Source organism: Cupriavidus sp. HMR-1, from assembly GCF_000319775.1.
Lineage (GTDB): Bacteria > Pseudomonadota > Gammaproteobacteria > Burkholderiales > Burkholderiaceae > Cupriavidus > Cupriavidus metallidurans.
Genome location: NZ_ANKP01000258.1, coordinates 1 through 24,216 on the forward strand (window position 1 = coordinate 1; position 24,216 = coordinate 24,216).

At 62.9% G+C, this 24,216-nt stretch carries 21 protein-coding genes and 2 pseudogenes; 16 read left to right on the forward strand and 7 right to left on the reverse strand.

Features of this window, described 5'->3' with window-relative positions; translation table 11 throughout:
* The 12 genes and pseudogenes from D769_RS31505 to D769_RS28185 all read left to right on the forward strand — a co-directional run.
* The coding region (locus D769_RS31505; protein ID WP_152415094.1) for a VENN motif pre-toxin domain-containing protein at window positions 1-781 on the forward strand (781 nt) is incomplete at its 5' end.
* The gene (locus D769_RS32065) at window positions 778-1,257 is read left to right on the forward strand and encodes a hypothetical protein (protein WP_152415095.1); all 480 of its coding nucleotides are present in this window, start codon (window positions 778-780) and stop codon (window positions 1,255-1,257) included. The genes D769_RS31505 and D769_RS32065, both read left to right, overlap by 4 nt.
* A gap of 176 nt (window positions 1,258-1,433) precedes the next feature.
* Window positions 1,434-1,835: a hypothetical protein gene (locus D769_RS32070; protein WP_152415096.1), complete on the forward strand. Its 402-nt coding sequence runs from the start codon at window positions 1,434-1,436 to the stop codon at window positions 1,833-1,835.
* Between the two features lie 53 nt (window positions 1,836-1,888).
* Window positions 1,889-4,408 (forward strand): annotated as a pseudogene (locus D769_RS28150) (hemagglutinin repeat-containing protein); the annotation flags it as partial.
* Between the two features lie 18 nt (window positions 4,409-4,426).
* A complete protein-coding gene (locus tag D769_RS32075) occupies window positions 4,427-4,732 on the forward strand; it encodes a hypothetical protein (RefSeq protein ID WP_152415097.1) in 306 nt (101 codons plus the stop codon).
* A gap of 35 nt (window positions 4,733-4,767) precedes the next feature.
* A pseudogene (locus D769_RS33010) lies at window positions 4,768-6,471 on the forward strand (filamentous hemagglutinin); the annotation flags it as partial.
* A 1-nt stretch (window position 6,472) separates the two neighbouring features.
* On the forward strand, window positions 6,473-6,727 hold the full coding sequence (locus D769_RS28160) for a hypothetical protein (protein ID WP_008651828.1): 255 nt from the start codon (window positions 6,473-6,475) through the stop codon (window positions 6,725-6,727).
* Between the two features lie 255 nt (window positions 6,728-6,982).
* Complete coding sequence (locus D769_RS28165) at window positions 6,983-7,174, forward strand: hypothetical protein (protein ID WP_008651829.1); 192 nt, start codon at window positions 6,983-6,985, stop codon at window positions 7,172-7,174.
* 3 nt (window positions 7,175-7,177) lie between these two features.
* The gene (locus D769_RS28170; protein WP_008651830.1) at window positions 7,178-8,944 is read left to right on the forward strand and encodes a ShlB/FhaC/HecB family hemolysin secretion/activation protein; all 1,767 of its coding nucleotides are present in this window, start codon (window positions 7,178-7,180) and stop codon (window positions 8,942-8,944) included.
* Window positions 8,945-9,002: 58 nt separating this feature from the next.
* A complete protein-coding gene (locus tag D769_RS28175; RefSeq protein WP_008651831.1) occupies window positions 9,003-9,677 on the forward strand; it encodes a CsgG/HfaB family protein in 675 nt (224 codons plus the stop codon).
* A 30-nt stretch (window positions 9,678-9,707) separates the two neighbouring features.
* On the forward strand, window positions 9,708-10,181 hold the full coding sequence (locus D769_RS28180) for a DUF4810 domain-containing protein (RefSeq protein WP_008651832.1): 474 nt from the start codon (window positions 9,708-9,710) through the stop codon (window positions 10,179-10,181).
* Window positions 10,178-10,837, forward strand: coding sequence for a DUF799 domain-containing protein (locus tag D769_RS28185; RefSeq protein ID WP_040011317.1), 660 nt, complete (start codon window positions 10,178-10,180; stop codon window positions 10,835-10,837). Before D769_RS28180 ends, D769_RS28185 begins: the two co-directional genes overlap by 4 nt.
* 128 nt (window positions 10,838-10,965) lie before the next feature.
* Here D769_RS28185 and D769_RS28190 read toward each other — a convergent pair whose 3' ends face one another.
* Window positions 10,966-11,451 (reverse strand): adenosine-specific kinase, encoded by a 486-nt coding sequence (locus D769_RS28190; RefSeq protein ID WP_008651834.1) that lies wholly within the window; start codon window positions 11,449-11,451, stop codon window positions 10,966-10,968.
* Window positions 11,452-11,641: 190 nt separating this feature from the next.
* Between D769_RS28190 and D769_RS28195 the strand changes: the two genes are divergently transcribed.
* Entirely contained in the window at window positions 11,642-12,691 is a 1,050-nt protein-coding gene (locus D769_RS28195; protein WP_008651835.1) for an MBL fold metallo-hydrolase, read from the forward strand.
* Between the two features lie 39 nt (window positions 12,692-12,730).
* Here D769_RS28195 and D769_RS28200 read toward each other — a convergent pair whose 3' ends face one another.
* The 4 genes from D769_RS28200 to D769_RS28215 form a co-directional block, all read right to left on the reverse strand.
* Window positions 12,731-13,453 carry an MgtC/SapB family protein gene (locus D769_RS28200; RefSeq protein ID WP_008651836.1) on the reverse strand — a complete coding sequence of 241 codons (723 nt, stop codon included), beginning with the start codon at window positions 13,451-13,453 and terminating at the stop codon, window positions 12,731-12,733.
* A gap of 112 nt (window positions 13,454-13,565) precedes the next feature.
* Complete coding sequence (locus tag D769_RS32480) at window positions 13,566-13,772, reverse strand: hypothetical protein (RefSeq protein WP_193750074.1); 207 nt, start codon at window positions 13,770-13,772, stop codon at window positions 13,566-13,568.
* A 282-nt stretch (window positions 13,773-14,054) separates the two neighbouring features.
* Window positions 14,055-15,470, reverse strand: coding sequence for an ATP-binding protein (locus tag D769_RS28210; RefSeq protein WP_008651838.1), 1,416 nt, complete (start codon window positions 15,468-15,470; stop codon window positions 14,055-14,057).
* A gap of 1 nt (window position 15,471) precedes the next feature.
* Window positions 15,472-16,149 carry a response regulator transcription factor gene (locus tag D769_RS28215; protein WP_008651839.1) on the reverse strand — a complete coding sequence of 226 codons (678 nt, stop codon included), beginning with the start codon at window positions 16,147-16,149 and terminating at the stop codon, window positions 15,472-15,474.
* A 177-nt stretch (window positions 16,150-16,326) separates the two neighbouring features.
* Here D769_RS28215 and zneB point away from each other — a divergent pair, with 177 nt between their 5' ends.
* The 3 genes from zneB to D769_RS28230 are packed head-to-tail and all read left to right on the forward strand — an operon-like array spanning window position 16,327 to window position 22,143.
* A complete protein-coding gene (zneB, locus tag D769_RS28220) occupies window positions 16,327-17,484 on the forward strand; it encodes a zinc efflux RND transporter periplasmic adaptor subunit ZneB (RefSeq protein WP_008651841.1) in 1,158 nt (385 codons plus the stop codon).
* Window positions 17,477-20,596, forward strand: coding sequence for a CusA/CzcA family heavy metal efflux RND transporter (locus D769_RS28225; RefSeq protein WP_008651845.1), 3,120 nt, complete (start codon window positions 17,477-17,479; stop codon window positions 20,594-20,596). Before zneB ends, D769_RS28225 begins: the two co-directional genes overlap by 8 nt.
* Entirely contained in the window at window positions 20,596-22,143 is a 1,548-nt protein-coding gene (locus D769_RS28230) for an efflux transporter outer membrane subunit (protein ID WP_008651847.1), read from the forward strand. Before D769_RS28225 ends, D769_RS28230 begins: the two co-directional genes overlap by 1 nt.
* Here D769_RS28230 and D769_RS28235 read toward each other — a convergent pair.
* On the reverse strand, window positions 22,128-23,570 hold the full coding sequence (locus D769_RS28235) for an ATP-binding protein (RefSeq protein ID WP_008651849.1): 1,443 nt from the start codon (window positions 23,568-23,570) through the stop codon (window positions 22,128-22,130). The two genes, D769_RS28230 and D769_RS28235, sit on opposite strands and share 16 nt — an antisense overlap.
* Window positions 23,546-24,211 (reverse strand): response regulator transcription factor, encoded by a 666-nt coding sequence (locus tag D769_RS28240; protein ID WP_008651850.1) that lies wholly within the window; start codon window positions 24,209-24,211, stop codon window positions 23,546-23,548. The genes D769_RS28235 and D769_RS28240 overlap by 25 nt, the downstream gene beginning before the upstream one ends.
* Window positions 24,212-24,216 lie beyond the last annotated feature (5 nt).

Sequence of the window (24,216 nt, forward strand, 5' to 3'; positions counted from 1 at the left end):
GGGCGCCGGCCAGGGTTGCGGGGCGGGCGCGATGGGTGCGGCGGCCAGCTCGGTGATCGGTAGTCTGCTGTCGCCGCCGGAAGGCTTGACGCCGGGGCAGAAGCAGGCGCGGGAGAATGCGATCCAGAGTCTGGTGGCCGGCGTGGCGGGTGCGGCTGGGGCGTCGGGGGTGGATGCAGCGACGGCGACGAATGCGGCGACGTTTGAGATTGAGAATAATTGGCTTAGTCTCAAGCCCGTCCAGCCACCGCTACCGATCTCAACGCCAGGACAACCGCAGAAGCCGTTCCAGACACCGGGTAAGCCTGCGGATCCAAGTGAGGTTGCGGTAACAGGGACGCCGGATCAGTCAAAGAATAATCAATCCAAGCCAATTATCCAGCCGATTGTCGATACGGCAGATGCCATTGGGGCCGTAATTGGCGGAGTATTGCCCAATCCACTGAAGATTGTCGAGGGTCTTGGGGCGATTCTTAGCAATGCTGATGGAGTTCCAAAATACGTTCCCAGCCCAAAACACGACGCTGGTGGTTGGGGGACTCCTATGGATCTGGACGAGCTAGCGGCTCAACGAGTGCTTAACAATTCTGTGCAAGGTGGAAAGCAGCGCTATGGCGTTTCTGACGGTAAGGTATATGAGTTTCAACCCGACAACGTTGGAGGATGGCATGGGTACCCAGTTCCCGGAAACGAAGTTCCTGCTAATGTTTTGAGAGCGTTACTGCAGAAAGGAGACATAACAAAATCGGAGTATGGAAAGCTCATTAAGGGGAAGCAATGAATAATTTGAAGCTTGATTTTTATCCGATGACGAATGTGTCGCCATTGAGTTTTGGATTTTCGGAGTCAGCGCGCATTGGTAGAATCGTACTTGCTGTTATAGGTAATAGTATCGATCGCATTCTTGTTGATGTTAAATGGGATTTTGGTGAGTTAGTTTCTTGGTTCGCCGAAAATAGAACATCCATAAAAATGGAGTCGCTCCCTGATTTTGTGAGTTGGGATTGTTCTATTGCTAAATCAATAGATAAAATATATGAGAGTCCAGATAATTATTCTGACGAGCAGTTGGACATGCTGTTTGAGTATAGGCGGCGTCATGAAATTTGTTTTGGAATGAGGGGTGTAAAAATACCATCACTTTATGTTGGGGTTGGAAGTTTAGGGGAGGAGGTGTCGGGTGAGGTAGATCGTGTCAGATTTCGTTATCCAGTTAATCTTGACTCGTTCTTCCGAGAGTTGGAGGCGTTGAGCTAGTCTGCAAGAGATCCGGCCGTTGAGGCTGTCAGCGACGGCGTCAAGTTCATCCTACGAGTGGATGGAAAGGTCAGTGCCTAACTAAGACACCGAATAGAAGTGATCCTGATACTTGGAGCACCAATCCCGGTATCCCAGGAACCCCTATACTTCCAGGTAAGCCGTAGGAGGTGATCATGAAAAATCAAGCTAATCAGTACGCGGAACTGCACGACGCAGAATTGGTATCGGTTGCACACGAAAAGAAGGACAAGAAAATCTCCTTAGGCTTGGTGTGCAGCGATGGAAGCGAGGTCTCGATGAAATTGTGCGGCGTTAAGACGATCAGAATCACCGATTACGTTTCGCAAAATATCGTTTCGCGCGTACTTCACTCAGAGTCCATGCAGTTGGATAGAGTTGCTCTGAATCAACTGGTTACATGGGCAAATTCACTATCCGACGGCACTTGTCTGATTTCACGAGAGGCAGCTGACGCTTATGTTTCAGACATTCAGACTGGTGCACTAAGGCTTTTTGCTATTGAGCCATCCTGGGGTGCAGAGCTAGTTTGTATCTACACGGCTGAAGAACGTTGAGAGCATTGCGTCATATACAAAAGTACCCCAAGAGCTACGATTGGTTCTTGCTTCACCACGACGAAACCCACGAAGTGAAGCAGACCGGCTTCACGCTGGGCGTGGGCGGCGGCGCGATCGGTTCGGCCATTAACGCGGGGCAGAAGGCGGGGGCCGCGACGAAGAGCCAGGACGGCCGCGCGTCGGCGCTCTGGGGGATCGCGGCAGGGCGGGATGCCTACGACGCGGCGATGGGTGCAGGGGATGCCGTCAAGAGCCTGGCCGATGGGAAGGGGCCAGCGGGCACGGCGCTCACGCTGTCGTTCGGCACCAGCCAGAGCAAGCAGACGCTGACGCAGGACAGCACCACGCACACAGGATCGAACATCCAGGCAGGCGGCACGGCCACGTTCACCGCCACGGGCGTGGATGCTGCCGGAAACAAGACCGCTGGCAATCTGGACATCGTTGGCTCGGATATCGGGGCCAACAAGGTCGGGCTCGACGCCAGGGGCGATGTGAACATCGTGTCGGCCACCGACACGTACGAGAACCGCAGCACGAACAAGTCGAGCAGCGGGAGCATCGGGGTGTCGGTCAGCGCGGCAGGCTTCGGGGTCTCGGCATCGGCCTCGACCAGCAAGGGCCATGCCGATGGCACGGGCACGACGCAGGGCAACAGCCACGTGAGCGGCAGCGAGTCCGTGTCGATCGTATCGGGCAAGGACACCAACCTTCTGGGTGGCGTGGTCAGCGGCGGCAAGGTATCGGCCGATGTCGGCGGCAACCTGAATCTCGCGAGCCGTCAGGACACCGAGGACAGCGAGGCCCGTCAGCAGAGCGTGGGTGGCGGTATCGGGTGGAGCCAGGGTGCTGGCCTCTCGGGATCGTTCACCGCGTCGATGGGCAAGGGTGACGGCAAGTACGCCAACGTGAGCGAGCAAACGGGGATCCGGGCGGGCGAAGGCGGCTTCGATCTCGATGTGAAGGGCAACACGGACCTGAAGGGGGCGGTGATCGCGAGCACGGCCAGCCCGGACAAGAACCGGCTGTCCACGGGCACGCTGTCCTGGAGCGACATGGAGAACCAGTCGGACTACAGCGCCACGTCGTTGGGTGTGAGTGGAGGCTTCACCTTCGGGCCGAAGGCGGAGGACAAGAAATCGGGTCCGACGTCAGGCAGGAACACCGGCGGCGTGAGCCCGATGATTCCGCAGCACGAGAGCGGCAGCCAGCGAGGCGTGGCGCAATCGGGTGTCGCGGCGGGCACGATTGTCATTAACGATGCGGCGAACCAGAAGCAGGACGTGGCGACGCTGAACCGGGAGACGTCGAACACGAACACGACGGTGGGCAAGAACCCGGATCTGGCCAACGTGCTGGGCAAGCAGGCCGACATCATGGCGGCGGCGCAGGCGGCTGGGGAGGCGGTGGCGAAGACGGTAGGGGACGTCGCAAATGGAAAAGAACGTGACGCTCGCGCAGCGGCGCAAGTGGCGCGCGATGCGGGCGACCTCGCCCTCGCAACTCAGTATGAGGATGAAGCTAGACGATGGGAGGAAGGAGGCAGTTACCGTGCGACGCTGCAAGCTGCGGGAGGTGCGCTGATTGCAGGATTGGGTGGGGGGAATGCCGTGGCGGGGGCTGCGGGTGCCGGCGCGGCGTCGATTGCCGGCAAGAAGCTCGACGAACTCAGGAACGCCATTGCCACTGGTGCGGATACTGGTAATGCCGCGCTTGACGAGACCGTGGGAAATATCGCTGCCAACATCGTTGCGGGAAGCATCGGTGCAGTCGTAGGCGCTGGCTCGGGTGCCGCGACAGCGGCTAACGTTGACCGTTTCAATCGCCAACTACGCGTTACTGAAAAGAAGCTGATTCAAGCTGCAGCAGGCGATGACAGCGCCAAGGCGGAGAGACTTAGGCAGGCAGCATGTTATGAGGTGAAATGCTGGGCTCAGTATCCAGCGGGAAGTCTTCTGTACAGTTCCAATTATGTGAGTACCTTGACAGGAGAATCTCTTGTTAGTGAAAGAGCTTGGATCAAAGGTCAGCAGGCGCAGGGATACTTCACCTACACGACGATGGACAATATTTCCGATCAGAAATCTGTCTTCTTTGGAATGACAAAGGATGCCTATAGCGGCGTTCCATGGGAGCGGCTCAATGATCCGAAGCCTGGCCAAAGCGGCATGAGTTACCTCGTTCCGACGCGCGGTGGTTGGGCAGACGATCAACACAAGAATGCATTTCGCGAAGCCACTGCAGATACGGCGGGATTTGTGGGAGCTCAGGCGGGGCGTGTATCTGCTGCTGCGACAGCGGCTGCTAGTGTTCCGGGTCCGCATGTGCCGCTTGCGGAGGCTGTTGCGGCAGGTGGGGCAGTTGTAAATCTGGGGGCGACTGCGATCGTTCAAGCAGTAAAACCAAACGTTGGTCAAATGGTTATTGAAACAACTACATCACTCGGCGTAGATCTTTCAAGCAAGATTCCGGTTGTCGGTCCTGTATTGAGCCCGGGAGTCAATGAGGTAATGGAATCATTTAAGGGTTCAAGGCCCGCTAATGATATTAATAATTTCATAAACAAATAAATACTGTTGGAGTTTTATATGGGCTTGTTTGTTAGGGATGGGAATTTAAGAGGGATTGTTTGCGTAGTTCTATTTTTAATTGGAATAACTGTCGTTTATGCATTTGTTGAGTATTATTATGGGTCGATCAGGATTTTTGGAATATCTCTTGGTATGGCCTTGATGGCGATTGGCGGATACTCTGCAAAAGCCTCGGCGCTTCACCTGCGCCCCTTTGATACTTCGCCATGGCGCCGTGCCAAGGCCACATATGACGAGCCCGAGAAGACTATCGAGTTGGAAGATTCGACCAACCGAGACTCCGACGATTCCAAATCGAAATGACATTTGCGCTGCCTTGCCGAAAGCGCGGTGTGGCTGAAGGCGGCTTCGATCTCGATGTGAAGGGCAACACGGACCTGAAGGAGGCGGTGATCGCGAGCACGGCCAGCCCGGACAAGAACCGGCTGTCCACGGGCACGCTGTCCTGGGGCGACATGGAGAACCAGTCGGACTACAGCGCCACGTCGTTGGGGGTGAGTGGTGGCTTCACCTTCGAGCCGAAGGTGGAGGACAAGAACTCGGGTCCGACGTCAGGCAGGAACACCGGTGGCGTGAGCCCGATGATTCCGCAGCACGAGAGCGGCAGCCAGCGAGGCGTGGCGCAATCGGGTGTCGCGGCAGGCACGATCGTCATTAACGATGAGGGCAACCAGAAGCAGGACGTGGCGACGCTGAACCGCGAGACGTCGAACACGAACACGACGGTGGGCAAGAACCCGGATCTGGCCAACGTGCTGGGCAAGCAGGCCGACATGATGGCGGCGGCGCAGGCGGCTGGGGAGGCGGTGGCGAAGACGGTAGGGGATATTGCGGGGAGCAAGGAGCGGGCCGCGCTTGCGAAGGCCAAGGAAGCCAGCGACGCGGGCAATAAGGAGTTGGCGCAGCAGTATCGGGATGAGGCGGCGCTATGGGAGGAGGGTGGAGCGAATCGCGCGGCACTCCATGCCGCGGGCGGCGCGCTGATCGTGGGGCTGGGCGGCGGCAATGCGGTCGCGGGTGCCGCAGGTGCGGGGGCGGCTTCGCTGGCGGGCAAGACGCTGAACGAGCTGAGCCAGACGATTGCCAGCAGCGTGGGAAGCGGCAACGCCGATCTGAACGAGGCGATTGGCAATCTGGTGTCGAACGTCGCAGCGGGCGGGATTGGGTTGGCGGTGGGAGGCGGTTCAGGGGCTGCGACGGCGGCGAATGTGGATCGGTTTAATCGGCAGTTGCATCCGGATGAGAAGATGCTGGCGCAGAAGATGGTGGCCAAAAGCAACGGCAAGTACACGGCCGAGCAGATTGAAGCGCAGATGCGCCTGTCCAACGTCGTCGATATGAACGGTACCGTGCTGGAATACGGTACACCCGATCAGATTGATGCGGTGACCACAAAGCCGACAGATACCGGTGTGCAGTGGACTTCGATAACAGGTACGACGCAGATCCGGGAAATACAAGCGCAGCCAGATGCTGGCTTCATTGCTTACATCCAAGCGCAGCGGAGGACGATGCAGGGGGATGTGCCTTATACAAGCCGAATGGACTTTAGTAATGTTCCGAAGGTCAGCTACTCACCAGGGTTACTGTCCACCGCAAAATGTGGAGGTGGACAGACTGATTGCGCAGCAGGACTTCCAACTCCATATAGCGCGGAGGAGGTGGCAAGGCGAAGGGTTCAAGTTGCTGATGCAGCAAGCAACTTTGGCACCCAGACAGGACGGCTGGGCGCAGCAGCAGGTGCCATTGCTGCAAGCTCTCCAAATCCCGTCGTGTCGACGACTGCCGGCACGATATCTTTCGTAAGTACGGTCGCGAGTGTAATTGCAGGAGGTGTGGAGCAACTGGCAAGACCGGACGTGGGCCAGTATCTTGGCGAGGGCGCTCTAGGTGCCACCGGCTATTTTCTTGGTGAACGTTATCCCATGGCTGGACCTGTGATCAATGAATTTGGGGAGGGAATAAAGGCTACCGGTGCCATGGATAACATTAAAGCTTGGATAAACAAAGGTTGGAACAGGACAACGACGTCGGAAAAGTAATATGAAAATGATAAAGGATGGAAACCTCACCGCGCTGATGCGTGGGCTGATAATCTTCCTCGGTGCCGGGATCGGAGCGGCAGGATTGGGGTTGGATTGGCTTCCAAAGTGGGCGAGTATCGTGATGATTCTCGGTGGCTTCGCTGCAATGCTGCTGGGAGGCCTTAGTTCTCGCGCTGCACTGATTGGTCTAAGGCCCTTCGGTGAATCGGAATGGCGCAAAGCAAAGCGGACCTACGAGAAGGACGACAAGTGAATCGACAAGACGACCAAGGGTCACGGAGGTGACGTGCATGCAGTAGTTTTCATTATCGGAAAACGCTGACGGACTGCTTGTATTGCAAAAACTACCGGGAGCAAGACTAATGCGCCCGCCGTGAAAAAAGCTTCCCGGCCACTGATCTTCATTTCGGCCAGATTTCAGAGCCAGTAGTCCTCAATTACTTCAACCAAAACGGCACCAGACCGACCAACGCCCCCTAACCAACTCTCCGATAAGGGGCATAACTGCATGAAGAAGACGCTCGCATTTTCCCTGCTCGCAACGGCTACCGCCATTGCGGTCTGTGGTGGTGGTACCGACAGTGGCACGACCACCGGCGCCACTGGTGTCGCAAGCAATCTCATGGCACTACTTGACGCATCGTGTCTCGCCGCCATGCCTACGGGCGGCACGATGACTGGCGTCGAATTGAAGCATTAACCCATGAGAATCAAGTCGATGGCGATGACTCGCCCACTTCATGCGAGCCTGCTTCTGCTCGGCCTTTCCACGTGCGCGGAGGCGCAGCCGACTGGCCCGGGCCGGAGCCCGGCCACCACCGCCGCCGATCAACAACAACTCACCCGCCAGCAACAGGAAGCCCGCGAGCGCGCCCAGGCCATTGAAGCGCCCGGCGTGCGCGCGCAGGATGTGACGCCGCTCGCCTATCCGACGCTGCCGACCGAGACGCCATGTTTCCGCATCGACCGCTTCGTGCTCGACGTCCCTGCCGATCTGCCCGATAGCGTCCAGGTACACGGTGCCTCTACGCTGCCGATGGACCCGTTTGCTTTTGCCCGTGCATGGCTCGATCACTATCAGGGTGCGTGTGTCGGCAGGCAGGGCCTGGATATGCTGACCAAGGGTGTGTCTCAGACCATTCTGAGCCGAGGCTATGTCACCACGCGCGTGTTACTGCCGCAGCAGGATCTCAGCACCGGCACATTGCGGTTGGCGCTGATCCCCGGCGTGATCGGCGAGTTGCGTTTTGCGGAACCGGACACGCGCGGCACGTGGAAGTCCGCGTTTCCGGCACGTTCGGGCGATCTGCTGAATCTGCGCGATCTGGAGCAGGGGCTGGAGCAGATGAAGCGCGTGGCCAGTCAGGATGCGGAGATGCAGATCGTGCCGACTGCCGTGCCGGGCGTGAGCGATGTAGTCATCGCGGTCAAGCGGGCGAAGGCGTGGACCGTGGTGGCGTCGATCGACAACTCGGGCACGGAGGCAACGGGCAAATGGCTCGGCAATCTGAGTCTGGGCATCGATAACCCACTGGGTCTCAACGATCTGTTCAACGTCGGCTATATGCAGGACGTTGAGCTTGGCAACCGGAAGCACGGCACGCATGGCTGGAACGGCTTCTACTCGGTGCCGTGGGGTTACTGGACGGGCACGCTGTCCGCGTACTCGAACACGTACTACCAGCAGATTGCGGGCGTCAACCAGACCTTTGTCTCAAGCGGGAATTCGCAGACGGTGGACATGAAGCTGCAACGCGTGCTTCGCCGCAGCCAGAACGACGTGCTGGGTCTGCAGTTCCGGCTCTCGCGCCGCTTTGGCGAGAGCTTCATCGAGGACACGGCAATCCCCCAGCAGCGGCGCAACAACACGTTTGTGGAGGCCGGCTTCACCGATCGCCATTACTTCGGCGCGGCGCAGTTCGATGGCAGCCTCGTGTATCGCCAGGGCATCGGCGGATTCGGTTCGCAGGCCGATACGCTGGCTGTGAACGGCGGGCCGACATGGCGCTACAGCATGGTCGTGGCCGATGCCAATCTGTCGGCGCCCTTCCGGCTTGGCGAGCAGATGCTGCGTTACGTGACGACCTTCCGTGGCCAGTACACCGGTGATCGCCTGTATGCGCTGGACATGATGACCATCGGCAGCCGCTATACGGTGCGCGGCTTCGACGGTGAGATGCTGTTGGCCGGCGATAGTGGCTTCTACTGGCGCAACGAACTGCAGGCACCCGTCGCCAACACCGGGCAGGCGCTGTATGCGGGGCTGGACTACGGACGTGTGTTCGGGCCGTCGACGGTCGGGCTGGTTGGCACGCAACTGATCGGCGCGGTGCTGGGCCTGCGCGGTGGCTTTGGTTCGAAGTTCGGGCGGCTGTCCTATGACTTCTTTGTCGGCCTGCCCGTGTACAAGCCCGCTGCCTTTCATACGTCTGGCGTCACCGGCGGGATGCAGGTGGCGTATCAGTACTGAGTTTTCATACCGGCGGCTGTCGCCGCTTTCAGCAACGTAGTCAAACAGGAGAAATTACGTGATTCGATTCAAGACCTATGCCGCGGTGGGTGTCGTGGCGGCGCTGGGGTTGGCAGGCTGCGCGACCGAGACGTCCACGGCGGTGGCCGTGCAGAAGGTGGAAAGCGCCAGCCGCCCCTACAACGGCGTGCGCACGCCGATCGCTGTGGGCAAGTTCGATAACCGCTCGAACTATATGCGCGGTGTGTTCTCGGACGGCATCGATCGGCTGAGCGGCCAGGCGAAGACAAGTCTGGTGACCCACCTCCAGCAGACCAATCGATTCAATGTGCTGGAGCGCGAGAATCTGGACGAGATGAAGCGCGAGGCGACGATCAAGAACCAGGCCCAGAAGCTCAAGGGCGCCGATTATGTCGTGACCGGCGACATCACCGAATTTGGCCGCAAGGAAGTCGGCGACGTGCAGCTGTTCGGCATTCTGGGCCGCGGCAAGGAGCAGGTGGCCTATGCCAAGGTCAATCTGAACATCGTGAACATCAGCACCTCCGAGGTCGTTTACTCGACGCAGGGCGCGGGCGAGTACAAGTTGTCGAACCGGGAGGTGATCGGCTTTGGCGGCACGGCGAGCTATGACTCCACGCTCAATGGCAAGGTGATGGATCTGGCCATGCGCGAGGCGGTGAACAACCTTGTGGGCGCCATCGAATCCGGCGCGTGGAAGCCGCAGCAGTAATCGCTGTTCTTTGTACGACGGGAAGAAAAAATGAAGAGCATGGTCACGCTGCGCAAGGCAGCGTTTTTGTCGGCGGCCGGCCTCGTGCTGGCGGGTTGTGCGAGTGGGCCGAAGCCCCTCTATCAATGGGAGGGGTATCAGACCCAGGTCTATCAGTACCTCAAGGACGGCGCGAAGGAGGAACAGGTGCTGGCGCTGGAAAGCGGGCTGGACAAGATGAAGGCGAAAGGTGGCTCGCCGCCGCCGGGGTATCACGCCCAGCTTGGCATGTTGTATCTGAATCTGGGCAAGGGCGACCAGATGGTGAAGGAGTTCCAGACCGAGAAGACGCTGTTCCCGGAGGCCACGCCCTATATGGATTTCCTGATGCGTAATGTGAAGACCGATGCGCGCAAGGATGTGAGCGCAGGGGCCGCAGCCGATGCCGCAACCAACGCCTCGGCCAAGGCCAAGGCTGACACGGCGGAAGCGAAGTCCGACGCCACCACCGGGAGCGCCAAATGATGCGTCGAATCCTGACCTATATCGCGGGCCTTGGTGCCGTGGCGCTGTTCGCGGGTTGTGCCGTGCCGACCAAGCAAATTGACTATTCGGCGTACAAGGCCGCCCGGCCGCGTTCGATCGTGGTGCTGCCGCCGTTGAACGAGTCGCCGGATATCAATGCGACCTACGCGATGCTGGCGCAGTCCACCGCGCCGCTGGCCGAGTCGGGCTACTACGTGCTGCCTGTGGCGCTGGTTGACGAGACGTTCCGCCAGAACGGGTTGACTGTGCCGGGTGACATCCACGCCGTTCCAGTGGCCAAGCTGCGCGAGATCTTCGGCGCCGACGCCGCGCTATACGTGACCGTGAGCGAGTACGGTTCGAAGTATCAGGTGCTCAGCAGCGTAACGCGCGTGGCCGCGAGCGCGAAGTTGGTGGATCTGAAGACCGGCGACGCGCTGTGGAGCGGTTCGGCCGCCGCGGCCACCGACGACTCCGGTAACGCCGGCGGCGGACTGGTGGGTGCGCTGATTGCCGCGGCCGTTGCCCAGGTGATCAACCACACGGTGGATCGCAGCTACGGCGTGGCTGGAGCCGCGAGCGACCGGTTGCTGTCGGCGGGTCAGCCCACCGGTATTCTGTACGGGCCGCGTTCGCCGAAGTACCAGTCGGACTAACGGTAGTCGGCGTACATCGTCAGGCCACGACCTCGGTGATCCGGGGTTGTGGCGGTGCCTCATGGACGATACGGGCAATACAAGCGAAACGCGCGACACGCGCGATACTGGCCATCGCTCCCTCCCACTCAGAGCTTGTAGCCAATCTGCCGCAGCAGTTGCTTCCGGTCGGCGATATCGGCGGCGGTCTCGATGCCCAGCGGCGGTTCTCCATCGACGACGCCGAGCACGGCCCGGCCAAGATCCGTCTGCGCGACGATGACCTCCGTCGGGTTCGCGGTGGCACAGTAAATGCGGCATACCTCGGGCACGGCGCGCACGGCGCCGAGCACGTTGACGGGAAAAAACCCATCCCCAAGAAAGATCAGGAAGGTATGCCCAGCCGCGATCGCGGTGGCGTTCTGGCAGGCCAGGTCGATCATCGCCTCGTCGGTGCCAGACCAGCGCACGAGCCGTTTGCCCGATGCCTCGCAGAAGGCGATGCCGAAGCGGATGCCGGGTACCGTGCCGACGAGTGCCTCGTGCAGATCCTCGACGGTCTTGATGAAATGTGACTGTCCGAAGATGAAGTTGGTGTCTGCCGGCTTGGATACCGGCACCGCGCTGAGTTCCATGACTTGCTCTCCTGCATGGGTGCCTACCCAGTCAATGGTAGGCCGCGTGTCTTCGAATGCAAGCCGATGCATCCCGGGTGGATTAAGATAGCCGTTACGCCTGCCGGCGTCGTCGCAGATGCAGCACGCCGGCATGTGTTCAGCGACATCGTCAGTTTCCATCGACATCCACATTCAGAAGGAATCTCTCATGAAGCTGCATTCAACTCCGCTTCGTGCCGGAATGGGGTCCGGCAAGCGCGTGTTCCAGACGCTGGTTTCCGCCACGCTGCTCGCGGCCGCGACACTGGTCCTGCCCGCGATGCCGACCGATGCGTGTGCGCAAGCGCCTGTGCACGCGCAAAAGAAGACGCAGGTGCCCGGCTACTACCGCATGATGGTCGGCCAGTTCGAAGTCACCGCGCTGTACGACGGCTATATCGATCTCGATCCGAAGCTGTTCAAGTACACCAGCGCGCGCGAGGTGCAACGGTTGCTCGCGCGCATGTTCGTCGAATCGACACCCGGCATGCAGACAGCGGTCAATGCCTATCTGGTCAATACCGGCAGCCATCTGATTCTGGTCGATACCGGCGCGTCGGCATGTTTCGGCCCGACGCTGGGACGGATCCGAGAGAACCTGCACGCGGCCGGCTACGAGCCGGAACAGGTGGACACCATTCTGCTGACCCACCTGCACGCCGATCACGCCTGTGGTCTGCTTGCCAATGGCACGGCGGCGTTTCCCGCCGCCACTGTCTATGCCGACAAGGCCGACGCGGACTACTGGCTCGACGAGTCGAAGGCCGCGGCAGCACCCAAGGATGCGCAGGGTCTGTTTGCCATGGCACGTGACGCGGTGGCGCCTTACCGGGCAGCCGGCCGATTCCGCACCTTCAGTGCCAGTGCCGGCGCAGGTGACGAACTCGTGCCTGGCGTGCGCGCGGTGCCAGAATTTGGCCACACGCCGGGGCATGTCGGCTATCTGTTCACGTCCGGCAGGGAAAAACTGCTGCTGTGGGGCGATGTCATCCATAGCCACGCGGTGCAGTTCCGCAGCCCGCAGGTGGCGATCGAGTTCGATACCGACAGCCATCAGGCCGTGATGACGCGTAACCGCGTGCTGGCCGACGCCGCCCGCGACAAGCACTGGGTAGGCGGCGCGCACCTGCCGTTCCCGGGCATCGGACATGTGCGGCGCGAGCAGGTCGGCTATACATGGGTGCCCGTCGAGTACGGGCCGATCCGCAACGATCGCTGAGCGGGGCGGGGTTCACTCTGGCGGCGCCTTCGGGCGCCGCTATTCCGTGGTGCTCGGACTCCAGAACGCCTGGCTTACGGCTTCACATGCCGAAAGCCGTGCCACCACGGCATCCAGCTCGTCGCCGTCGACCGAAGTGGCCATGAGCACGGCTTCGATCTCGATATCGTTCGCGCCGAATGCGTGAACCACCAGATCGCGCGTGGGGTGGTTGCTGGCTTCCAGCATGTCCGACAGCAGCCGCAATGCCTCTTTCTGGCGATGGCGTGGCGTGATCACGTAGACCGTGTTGGTCACCTCGACCGCAGGCGTGTCGATTGGCTGCTGGTTGATGCGATTGACCACGGGACGCAGCAGCGTGTTGGCGGCCAGCACGAACATGCTGCCCAAGCCGGCCTCGATGATCAGGTCCGCGCCCGCGCTGGCGCCGACCGCGGCGGAGCCCCACAGCGTGGCAGCGGTGTTCAGGCCGCGCACATTGCCTTCCTCGCGCATGATCACGCCCGCACCAAGAAAGCCGATGCCGGATACCACGTAGGCCACTACGCGCACCGCGCCGTCGTGGCCGGCCAGTCGGTTGGCCATGTCGACGAAAATGGCCGCGCCCACGGCGACCAGCACGTTGGTGCGCAGGCCGGCGGTGCGCTGGCGGTACTGGCGTTCATAGCCGATGACCCCGCCAAGCACGAAGGCGGTAACCAGGCTGATGCTGGTGTCGAGGAGCGACTCTAGGTTGATGTTCTGGATGGCTTCGATGGACATGCTCGACGGACGTGGAAATCATGACGCCACATGGCAGCCGTGGCTGGCATGTGGCAGGACACGGCACGTGCGTGCCGTGGCGTACAACTGGCGTATGGATCGCGGACGCGTCTTACCAGAGCGTGCGGCAGAACCGGATGGCCGCATCGGCGTATTCCCGATCGGTTCTCGGGGCGTCCGTGCGGCCGGCCTGGCCGGGTGATTTCGAGTTCGTGGTCGAGGTCGAGGTGTTCGACTGCGTCTGGGCGCGCAGGAACGGGGAGACCAGACGCTCAGTGAGCGCGGAGGTCCGGGTGGTGGATGCGAGGAACTTGCGCATTTCCGACTCCTTCGCTGTCCTGCCGACCATGGCGGAACAGCATGGTGCCTGCCGGGGCAGGCGCGTGCGAGTGGCGCGCGGCGGGCTGGGGCGCCCGTGATTGCCGCTGCGTGACTTGCGATGGATCGATGCAAGCCAGCGACAAAAAAGGATGTGGGTGGCCTGCTTAACCTTGTGTTGGATATCGACTAGAACAACAGTCCATTTGAGGGTCCTCCCCAGGCGAGCTTTGATGGGACGGAGTGTATCGACGGGGTGCTGCTCCGTACACTGAATTCTTCTTCAGGAACCGGCTTCGCGCAGTGCCAGCGGAATCCTGACCGTGAACACCGCGCCGCCGTCGGGCCCGTTGGCGGCCTCGATATGCCCGCCCTGAGCATGGATGATCGATTGCGACAGGGCCAGCCCAAGACCCACTCCCTCGTTCTCGGACGCGCGCGCGCCCGCGCCACGGAAGAAGCGGTCGAACAGGAAGGGCAACTCGTCCGGGGGGATGCCGGGGCCTTCGTCGGTGACGCGCAATGTGGCGTGGTGTGCGTCGGCGGCGCAGTCCACCACGATCTTGCTGCCCCGTGGCGAGAACTTGAGCGCGTTGTCCACCAGATTGGCCAGCACCAGCCCTACCGATCCGTGCGACACCTTGGCGCCGCCCGCCGCTTCGCTGCGTGCCACCAGTTCGACCTGCCGTTCGCGGGCGGCAGGGCCGGCGCGCAACAGCGTTTCCGCGATCAGCGCATCCAGTGCCTGCGGCTCGCCAGCCTGGCGATCCTGCCCCGCGTCGAAGCGGGCCAGCATCAGCAGTTCCTCGATCAGCCGGGTCAGGCGGCCCACTTCATCCAGGCAGGAGCGCAACGTGTCCACGTACTCCTGGCTCTCGCGCGGCCGCCGCAACGTCACTTCGATCTCGGTGCGCAAGCGGGAAAGCGGCGAACGCAGTTCGTGCGAGGCGTCGGCCGTGAAGCGTCGCTGCTGGTCGAAAGCCTGCTCAAGCCGGTCCAGCATCGCGTTCAGCGTATCGACGAGCTGGCCGATTTCGTCCGTTGTGCCGGGGTGCGGCAGGCGTTCGCCAAGGTTGGCGTCGCCGATGAGCCGGGCCTGCTTCACGACGTCGTTGATGCCACGGAACGCGCGTCGCGTCAGCACGCTGCCGGCGGCGCCCACGGCGGCCAGCAGCGCGGCGGCCATGATGCCGAACAGGATCGTGGCCGACTCCAGCACGTTGTGCACATCGTCCAGCGAGCCCGCCACCTGAATTACCACGGGCTTGCCGTTTGCCACGGCGGGCAGCGACACCATGCGCAGCGGTTCTTCGCCAAAGCTCGGCAGCGTCTGAAAGACCGCCTCCCCGCCGGACGCGAGTTCGTCGAGCAGCGCGGGCGGGGCGGGCAGCATGGCGTCACCCAGGTTTGAGCTGCGGGCCAGGATTTCGCCCTTGGCATTGACGATCTGCACCAGCCGGTCCAGGCGCACCAGCGATGGCGGGGCCGACCCGGGCGGGCGCTCGTGCACGCGGACCGGTTGCCCGTGGCTCTCCACCTGCATGCCGGCCTCGGTATCGGCCAGCGTCAGCAGCGCCGCGTCGAGCTGCCCATGCACCAGGCGCGATAGCTGCCACCACCCGGCCAACGCCGAGCAGGCCACGATCACCACGATGACGGTCCAGTGGGTCAGGACCAGCCGCTGCCGGAAGTTCAGCACGTCAGAGGGCCCCCAATGGCGAGATGCGGAAGCCCTGGCCCCGCACGGTCTGGATCAGCGCCGCCATGCCCGGTGGGTCGAGTTTGCGGCGCAGGTTCTTCATGTGCACGTCGATCAGGTTGTCGATGGCGATCAGGTCCGCGTGCCAGATGTGTTCCGCAAGCTGTGCCCGGCTGACGATCTCCCCGGCGTGCGTCACCAGCAGGATGAGAATCGCGTATTCCTTCGGCGTGAGATCTAGCCGCGCGCCGGCCCGCGTGACGCCACGGGTCTGCGGGTCGATGACGAGGTCATCCAGCGTGATCGGGGCGGGTTGAGCCAGCTCCACACGCCGCAGCAAAGCCCGCACGTGCGCGAGCAGTTCCTCGAAGACGAAGGGTTTGGTCAGGTAGTCGTCGGCGCCGGTGTCCAGCCCGGTGATGCGGTCATTGATCGCATCGCGCGCCGTCAGCATCAGGATCGGCGTGCGCACGCCCTGCTCACGCAATTCCCGGCAGAACTCGACGCCACTTTTGCCCGGGAGCATCCAGTCGAGGATCAGCAGACTGAACGCGTAACAATTGTGAGCCGCCGCCACGTCAACCGAATGGGCGGTCTCCACGTCATAACCTTCTTCTTGCAGACCACGGGCCAGCAGTCGCGCTGCCTTCTGGTCGTCATCTACCAATAGGATCCTCATGGGTTCGCCTTTCCGGGTCGGGTCTGATTCTATCAGCCGACTTTTCCGCATGTTACGCATACGGCCCTGCCTGAAGAAGAATTCAGGGTGCGCGGGGGCTTGCGTGCGTACCATTGGCGGCAAATTCCCGCATGTGGCGATTCCATATCTTTTGAAACATCAGCATCGGAGTGAATGATGAAAAACAAGCCAGCCTTTCCCGGGCGCGCTGTCTACTGGCTTGCCGCGGCGGTCATACTGGGTCTCGGCGGTGCTGGTGTCTGGACGATGCGCGCCAAGGCCGACCAGAAGCGCGCGGACCCGCCCGTCGCCCTGCGTCATGAAGGCGAGCGCCTGGTCGTCCCGGCCGAGTCGCCATTGCGCCGTACCTTGGCTGTGGCGCCCGCCACGCGCGAAACCGTGGCCGCGCCGTTCAATCTGCCGGCCATGGTCGAAGCCGATCCGGCCAAGCTCGTGAAAGTGCTGCCGCCGCTGGCTGGCCGCATCGTCAGCCTGAACAAGCAGCTTGGCGACGAGGTCAAGGCTGGCGACGTGCTGTTCACGATCGATTCGGCCGATCTCGCGCAGGCCACCAGCGACGCCGCCAAGGCCCGCGCGGCCATGACGATGGCACGCCGCAACCTGGATCGTCAGCGGGAACTGGACAAGTCAGAGATCGCCGCAAAGCGCGACTTCGAGCAGGCCCAGAGCGACTATGACCAGGCTGCCAGCGAATCCCAGCGCGCCGATGCGCGTCTGGCGCAGCTTGGCGCCAAGGGTGGCGGCACGTTGCAGGCGGGCGGCGGCCACATTCTGACCGTGCGATCACCGATCAACGGGCGCGTGGTCGATCTCAATGCCGCGACCGGCGCGTACTGGAACGACACCACGGCCTCCCTGATGACCGTTGCCGATCTCTCGCACGTGTTTGTCACGGCCAACGCGCAGGAAAAGGATCTGGGCCACGTGTATGTCGGCCAGTCGGCCACCGTCAAGTTCGACGCCTATGACGATGCGCAGCCGGGCAAGGTGCGCTATGTCGGCCAGATCCTTGATGCGGACACCCGCACGACCAAGGTGCGCATGGTGTTCGACAACCCTGACGGACGGCTCCGTCCCGGCATGTTCGCGCAGGCTACCTTCCTGTCTCAGCCGCATGAAGGCATCGTCGTGCCGATGTCGGCCATCGTGCAGAGCGGCTTCTACACCCGCGCGTTCGTCGAAGTGGCGCCGTGGCAGTTCGAACCCCGTGTGATCAAGCTCGGCGCGCAGATTGGCGACCGTATGGAAGTGAAGTCAGGCCTGTCCGCGGGAGACCGCGTGGTGGTGAAGGAAGGGGTGCTGCTGAATGATTGAGCGCCTTGTAACCCTGTGCTTCAACCGGCGCGGCATCGTCGCGCTGGTGTTCGCGATGGTCGCGCTGTACGGCTGGTACGCGTGGAAGCAACTGCCCCTGGAAGCGTATCCGGACATTGCCGACACCACCTCGCAGGTGGTCACGCAGGTCAACGGACTGGCCGCCGAGGAAGTCGAGCAGCAGATCACGATCCCGCTCGAGCGCGAGATCATGGGCGTGCCCGGCATGCACGTGATGCGCTCCAAGAGCACGTTCGGCCTGTCCCTGATCACCGTGGTGTTCAAGGATGGCGCGGAGGACTACTGGTCGCGCCAGCGCCTGCAGGAGCGCATCAACGGCGTTTCGCTGCCGTACGGTGCGCAGCCGTCGCTTGACCCGCTGACGTCGCCGATCGGTGAAATCTACCGCTACACGCTGGTGTCGAAGACACGCGATCTGCGCGAGTTGTCGGAACTCCAGTTCTGGAAGGTGATTCCGCGCCTGAAGCAGGTGGCGGGCGTGGTGGACGTGGCCAACTTCGGCGGCCTGACCACGCAGTTCATGCTCGAGTTCGATCCGGTGATGCTGTCGAAGTACAACATCTCGCTGAACCAGATCACGCAGGCGATCTCCGAGAACAATGCCAACGCCGGCGGCAGCATCCTGAATCGTGGCGAGCAGGGGCTCGTGGTGCGCGGCGTGGGCCTGATCCGTAATCTGGACGATCTGGGCAACATCGTCGTCACCCAGAAGAATGGCGTGCCGGTGCTGGTGAAGGATCTTGGCCGCGTGGTGCTCGGCAACCCGCAGCGCCACGGCATCCTGGGCATGGACCACAACCCGGACACGATCCAGGGCATCACGCTGCTGCTCAAGAACGAGAACCCGTCGGTCGTGATGGAGGGCGTTCATGCCGCCGTGCGTGACCTGAACGACAACATCCTGCCCAAGGACGTCAAGGTGGTGCCGTATATCGACCGGAGCAATCTCGTCGATGCCACGGTGCATACCGTGGGCAAGACGCTGATGGAAGGCATGTTCCTGGTGTCGCTGGTGTTGCTGCTGTTCCTGGGCAGCCCGCGCGCGGCGATCATCGTGGCCGTCACGATCCCGCTGTCGCTGCTAATGGCGTTCATCCTGATGCATCATTTCAAGATCCCGGCGAACCTGCTTTCGCTCGGCGCGATCGACTTCGGCATCATCGTGGACGGCGCCATCGTGGTGATGGAGAACATCCTGCGCCGGCGCGAGGAGGACGCGGAGAAAGAACTGCATGGCCGGGACATCATGCAGTCGGTGCTGCAGGTGGCGCGCCCGATCTTCTTCGGCATGATCGTGATCATCACGGCCTACCTGCCGTTGTTCGCGTTCCAGCGCATCGAGTACAAGCTGTTCTCGCCAATGGCCTTCGCCGTGGGCTTCGCGCTGTTCGGGGCCTTGCTGGTGGCGCTGCTTCTGATTCCGGGGCTGGCGTACTGGGCCTATCGCAAGCCGCGCAAGGTGTTTCACAACCCGGCGCTGGTCTGGCTTGCGCCGCGCTATGAATCGGTGCTGAACCGGCTGGTGGGCAGCACGCGCACGGCAATCGGCATCGCGGTGGCTACGCTGGTCGGCGTGATGATCCTGGGCGCGACGATCGGGCGGGACTTCCTGCCGTATCTGGACGAAGGCTCGATATGGCTGCAGGTGACGCTCCCGCCGGGCATCTCGCTCGAAAAGGCTGGCCAGATGGCCGACAACCTGCGTGCCGCGACGATGGAGTTCCCGGAGGTGGAGCACGTGGTGACGCAGGTGGGCCGCAACGACGAAGGTACCGATCCGTTCTCGCCGTCACATATCGAGACCGCGGTGACGCTGCACCCCTATAGCACCTGGACCACCGGCCGCGACAAGCAGCAATTGATCGAGGCCATGGCCACGCGCTTCCGCGATCTGCCGGGTACTCAGGTGGGCTTCTCCCAGCCGATGATCGACGGTGTGCTCGACAAGCTGGCGGGCGCGCACAGCGACCTGGTGGTCAAGGTGTACGGCAACGACTTCGCCGAGACACGGCAGGTGGCCACGGCGATCACGCGGCTGCTGAAGACGGTGCCGGGCGCGCAGGACGTGATCATCGACCAGGAGCCGCCGTTGCCGCAGGTGCGTATCGACGTCGATCGTGCCGCTGCCGCGCGGCTGGGCATCAATGTGGCCGACGTGATGGCGCTGATCCAGACTGGCATCGGTGGCAGCCCCGTCACGCAGGTGTTCGTCGAGGACCGCAGCTACAACGTGGTGGCGCGCTTCATTGGCAGCTCGCGCAACGACCCCGAGGCAATCGGCAACCTGACGCTCACGGCCGCCAATGGCGCGCATGTGGCCCTGGCCCAGGTGGCGCATATTCGTCTGGCAGAAGGCGAGACCACGATCACGCGCGAGATGAACAAGCGGCACCTGACGGTGCGCCTGAATCTGCGCGGCCGCGATCTGTCGTCGTTCCTTGAAGAGGCGCGGACGCGCATCGACAAGGAAGTGCCGTACGACCGTACCCATATCCAGGTGGCATGGGGTGGTCAGTTCGAGAACCAGCAGCGCGCCCAGGCACGTCTGGCGGTGATCCTGCCGATGGTGTTGGCGCTGATGTTCGTGCTGCTGTTCGGCGAGTTCAAGAACCTGCGGCAGCCCGCGCTGATCCTGATGGCGGTGCCGCTGGCAACGCTGGGCGGATTGGTGGCGCTGCATCTGCGCGGGATGACGCTGAACGTGTCGTCGGCGGTTGGCTTCATCGCGCTGTTTGGCGTGGCGGTATTGAACGCGATCATCATGATCGCCAACCTGAACCGGTGGCGCGATACCGCTGGCGTGAGCCTGAAGGAAGCGGTGGTGCGTGGCGCGGGCGAGCGGATGCGGCCGGTGCTGATGACCGCGACCGTGGCGGCGCTGGGCCTGATTCCGGCGGCGCTTGCGCACGGGCTGGGCAGCGACGTGCAGCGTCCGCTGGCCACGGTGGTGGTGGGCGGGCTGATCACGGCAACCGCGCTGACGCTGGTGCTGTTGCCCGCGTTGTATTACCTGATCGAGACACGCGCGGCGAAGCAGGTGCGCGAGGAGCCTCCGGTCCAGTTCGGCCCCACCAGTGAAGGGGATTTGTAATGGCTAAAATCACTTCGATCAGCGTGGCGGCGCTGCTGGCGCTGGCCACCGCGGGTTGCGCGGTGGGCCCGGACTTCCAGCGCCCGGCCGCGCCCGAGACCGATCGCTACACGGCGACGACATTGCCCGCGGAGACCGCATCGGCATCCACGCCGGATGGGCAGGCGCAGCGCTTCGCGCCGGGGCAGGATGTGCCGGCGCAGTGGTGGACGATGTTCGGCTCCAGCGAACTCAACGCGCTGGTGGATGCCGCATTGCGCGCTAACCCGGACCTGCAGGCGATGGAGGCCGCGCTGCGCGTGGCCCAGGAGAACGTGGCGGCGCAGCGTGGCGCGTTCTTCCCGAGCGTCGACGCGTCGTACACGCCGTCGCGCCAGAAGATCGCCCAGATCATCGCGAGCCCGCTGTCCGACAACAGCGATCTGTTCACGCTGCACACGGCGCAGTTGAGTGTCTCGTACGTGCCCGACGTCTTCGGCGGCACGCGCCGGCAGGTGGAGTCAGGCGTGGCGCAGGCCGACGTTGCCCGGTTCCAGTGGCAGGCCGCGTACCTGACGCTGACGTCGAACGTTGTCAATGCGGCGATCCAGGAAGCCTCGCTGCGCGCCCAGATCCGCGCGACGCAAGACGTCATTGCGCTATCCACGCGCCAGCTCGAGGCCGTGCGCAAGCAGCAGCGCCTGGGACAGGTCGGCGCCGCCGAAGTCGCAGCACAGGAAGCCACGCTGGCGCAGGCGGAAGCGGCATTGCCGCCGCTGGACCGGCAACTCGCCCAGCAGCGCAACCTGCTGGCGGCATTGACGGGCCGGTTGCCGAGCGATGCCGTGCCGCAGCAGTTCGAGTTCGAATCGCTGACGCTGCCCGGAACATTGCCACTGAGCCTGCCGTCGAGGCTGGTTGGCCAGCGTCCCGACATTCGCGCGGCGGAAGCGCAGATGCACGCGGCTAGCGCCCAGATAGGCGTGGCCACGGCGGCCCGCCTGCCCAATATCACGCTGACTGCCGCGCTCGGTAGCTCGTCGCAGGCGATTGGCGATCTCTTCACGGCCGGCACCGGCTTCTGGGGAATCTCCGCGGGCCTGATGCAGCCGATCTTCAAGGGCGGGATGCTGCTGCACCAGCAGCGCGCGGCCGAGGCGGCCTACAAGCAGGCATCTGCGCAGTACCGCAGCACCGTGCTGACCGCCTATCAGGGGGTGGCCGACGCGCTGCATGCGGTCGAGGCCGATGCGCGGGGACTACGCACTGCATCGGATGCCGAGCGTGCCGCGTACCGCAGCTTCAACATCGCCCAGGCACAGTGGAAGGCCGGACAGATCGGCTACCCGGCCGTGATGCTGGCCGAGCAGACGTACCGGCAGTCGGCGATCACGCTGGTACAGGCGCGCGCGAGCCGGTACTCCGATACCGTGGGCCTGATGCAGGCGCTGGGCGGAAGCTGGGAGGATGAACCGGGCAAGACGTTGGAGAATCCGCCGGAGAACCACTCGGACAGCAAGCCGGCCGCAGCGCCGGAGGCCGCCGGCAAGGCTCAGGGTAACGGCTGATCCGTGGCGGCAGTCGCGTGCTGCCGACGGACGCCGCTCTCGTTGCCGCCATCGTTGCCGACATAGTTGTCACCACAGGGCACGCGCACCGTCACGCGCGTGCCGTGGTGCGCGGCCGCGTCGGCGTAGTCGATCTCGACCGTGGCGCCCACCCGCTCGGCAATGACCCGGACGATGGAGAGGCCAAGGCCGGAGCCGGGCGCGTCGTTGCCCGGAATCCGGTAGAAGGGATCGAAGATCCTGCTTCGTTCCTCCGTGCTGATGCCGGGTCCGGAATCGGTCACGATCATTGCCACCGCATTGGGGGAAGTCTCCACCGACAGATCGACGCGGCCGTGTTCGGGCGTATAGCGGATGGCGTTGTCCACGAGGTTCTTGAGCAGCGTGATCAGCTCCACCTCCTGAATTGGCACCTGCGCATCGGTGTCGCCAACCGCGCCGATGTCGATGTGACGCGAATCGGCCAGGGGCATCAGGTCTTCCAGCACGCGCCGGAAGGCGTGCCGCACGGAGATGCTTTTCGCTGGCGCTGGCGCCGCGGTTGCCGATTGGGCGCGCGCGAGACTCAGCAACTGTTCCAGCAGGGCGCGGCTGCGTTCGATGCCGCGCCGCAGGGTGGCCAGCCGGGTGCGCGCGGCCTCGGGCATCTCGGTGCGTTCGAGCCGTTCGGCCTGCAGCGATAGCGCGGTCATCGGCGAGCGCAGTTCGTGCGCTGCGTCGGCGACGAAGCGGCGCTGCATCTCCATGGCCTGCGCGATACGGGCCAGCAGCCGGTTGATTGCCACTACGAAAGGACGGACTTCGGCGGGAAGCTCGTCTTCCGGCAATGGATACAGTTCGTGCTCGCCGCGCCGGTCGATGTCCGTGGAAAGGGTGGAGATGGGGCGGAACATCTGGTGGACCAGATAGGCCACGATCAGCAGCAGCACCGGCACGAGCACCAGAAACGGCAACACCGTGACCTGCGCGCTGTTGCGCGCGATTTCGTCGCGCATGCCGGTTTCCTGGGCGACGGCAATGCGCTGGCCGGTCGGCAGCGTCCGGATCAGCACGCGGTAGGACTCGTGGTCGACCTCGAAGGTGCCGAGACCATCGGGTGCGCTGGCGGGCAACGCCAGCATCTGCCTGCTGCCGTCACCGCCCGGTGACAGGGTCTGCACGATCACTCGGGCTTCCTCGTCGCTGTGCGGCAGTCTGCCAGCGTCCGCCAGATGGGGCGCGGGCAGATGCTGCGCGTCGAACAGCATCGACACCTGCCGCAGCAGGTCATCCTGCATGATGTTGGCTTCGCGGAACGCCGAGGCGAACGAGAAGATGCCGCCGATGAGTGCCACCGCGAGGATCGCCAGCGATACCCAGAGGGATAGCCGTTGCTGGACCGAATGCTTTGGCCCGGCGTATTTCAGCCTTCCTTCGGCACCTGCCATCCCACCCCCCTGACGTTTCTGATGATGGTGCTGCCGAGCTTCCTGCGCAGGCCATGGATCAGGAACTCGACCGCATTGCTTTCCACTTCATCGCCCCAGCCATAGATGCGCTCTTCAAGCTCGGCACGCGACAGGATCGCGCCCGGGCGTGCCAGCAACGCCTGCAGCAGCGCGAACTCGCGATTCGTGAGTTGTTGGGGCGCGCCGCCCGCCAGGGTGGCCTGCCGGGTCGACAGGTCCAGCGAGACGCGGCCGTTGCCAAGTACCGATGACGCCAGGCCACTTCTCCGGCGCCACACAGCCCGCATTCGCGCGAGCAGCTCATCCATCTCGAATGGCTTGACCAGATAGTCGTCGGCGCCTGCATCGAGCCCGCCGATGCGGTCTTCGAGTGCGTCCCGCGCCGTGAGGATCAGCACCGGCACGGCGCTGCCACGCGCGCGCAGCGACGTCAGCACCGCATGGCCGCTCTTGCGCGGCAGGCCCAGATCCAGCAAGACCACATCATAGTGCTGGCGATCCAGTGCATCCAGCGCGGCCTGTCCATCCTCGACCCAGTCGGCGGCGCAGGAGGCGTCCTTCAGGGCGTCCTGCACCACCTGTCCGATCATGCGGTCATCCTCGACCAGCAGCACCCGCATCGCGT

What these genes read in the sequence shown, in the direction of transcription:
- D769_RS28225 (WP_008651845.1), top strand. Translation starts at nt 17,477, where the DNA reads ATGATTGAGCGCCTTGTAACCCTGTGCTTCAACCGGCGCGGCATCGTC.
- D769_RS28160 (WP_008651828.1), top strand. Translation starts at nt 6,473, where the DNA reads ATGAAAATGATAAAGGATGGAAACCTCACCGCGCTGATGCGTGGGCTG.
- D769_RS28200 (WP_008651836.1), bottom strand. Translation starts at nt 13,453, where the DNA reads ATGTCCATCGAAGCCATCCAGAACATCAACCTAGAGTCGCTCCTCGAC.
- D769_RS28230 (WP_008651847.1), top strand. Translation starts at nt 20,596, where the DNA reads ATGGCTAAAATCACTTCGATCAGCGTGGCGGCGCTGCTGGCGCTGGCC.
- D769_RS28180 (WP_008651832.1), top strand. Translation starts at nt 9,708, where the DNA reads ATGAAGAGCATGGTCACGCTGCGCAAGGCAGCGTTTTTGTCGGCGGCC.
- D769_RS28185 (WP_040011317.1), top strand. Translation starts at nt 10,178, where the DNA reads ATGATGCGTCGAATCCTGACCTATATCGCGGGCCTTGGTGCCGTGGCG.
- D769_RS28240 (WP_008651850.1), bottom strand. Translation starts at nt 24,211, where the DNA reads ATGCGGGTGCTGCTGGTCGAGGATGACCGCATGATCGGACAGGTGGTG.
- D769_RS32070 (WP_152415096.1), top strand. Translation starts at nt 1,434, where the DNA reads ATGAAAAATCAAGCTAATCAGTACGCGGAACTGCACGACGCAGAATTG.
- D769_RS32480 (WP_193750074.1), bottom strand. Translation starts at nt 13,772, where the DNA reads ATGCGCAAGTTCCTCGCATCCACCACCCGGACCTCCGCGCTCACTGAG.
- D769_RS32065 (WP_152415095.1), top strand. Translation starts at nt 778, where the DNA reads ATGAATAATTTGAAGCTTGATTTTTATCCGATGACGAATGTGTCGCCA.
- D769_RS28170 (WP_008651830.1), top strand. Translation starts at nt 7,178, where the DNA reads ATGAGAATCAAGTCGATGGCGATGACTCGCCCACTTCATGCGAGCCTG.
- D769_RS28215 (WP_008651839.1), bottom strand. Translation starts at nt 16,149, where the DNA reads ATGAGGATCCTATTGGTAGATGACGACCAGAAGGCAGCGCGACTGCTG.
- D769_RS28195 (WP_008651835.1), top strand. Translation starts at nt 11,642, where the DNA reads ATGAAGCTGCATTCAACTCCGCTTCGTGCCGGAATGGGGTCCGGCAAG.
- D769_RS28165 (WP_008651829.1), top strand. Translation starts at nt 6,983, where the DNA reads ATGAAGAAGACGCTCGCATTTTCCCTGCTCGCAACGGCTACCGCCATT.
- D769_RS28190 (WP_008651834.1), bottom strand. Translation starts at nt 11,451, where the DNA reads ATGGAACTCAGCGCGGTGCCGGTATCCAAGCCGGCAGACACCAACTTC.
- D769_RS32075 (WP_152415097.1), top strand. Translation starts at nt 4,427, where the DNA reads ATGGGCTTGTTTGTTAGGGATGGGAATTTAAGAGGGATTGTTTGCGTA.
- zneB (WP_008651841.1), top strand. Translation starts at nt 16,327, where the DNA reads ATGAAAAACAAGCCAGCCTTTCCCGGGCGCGCTGTCTACTGGCTTGCC.
- D769_RS28235 (WP_008651849.1), bottom strand. Translation starts at nt 23,570, where the DNA reads ATGGCAGGTGCCGAAGGAAGGCTGAAATACGCCGGGCCAAAGCATTCG.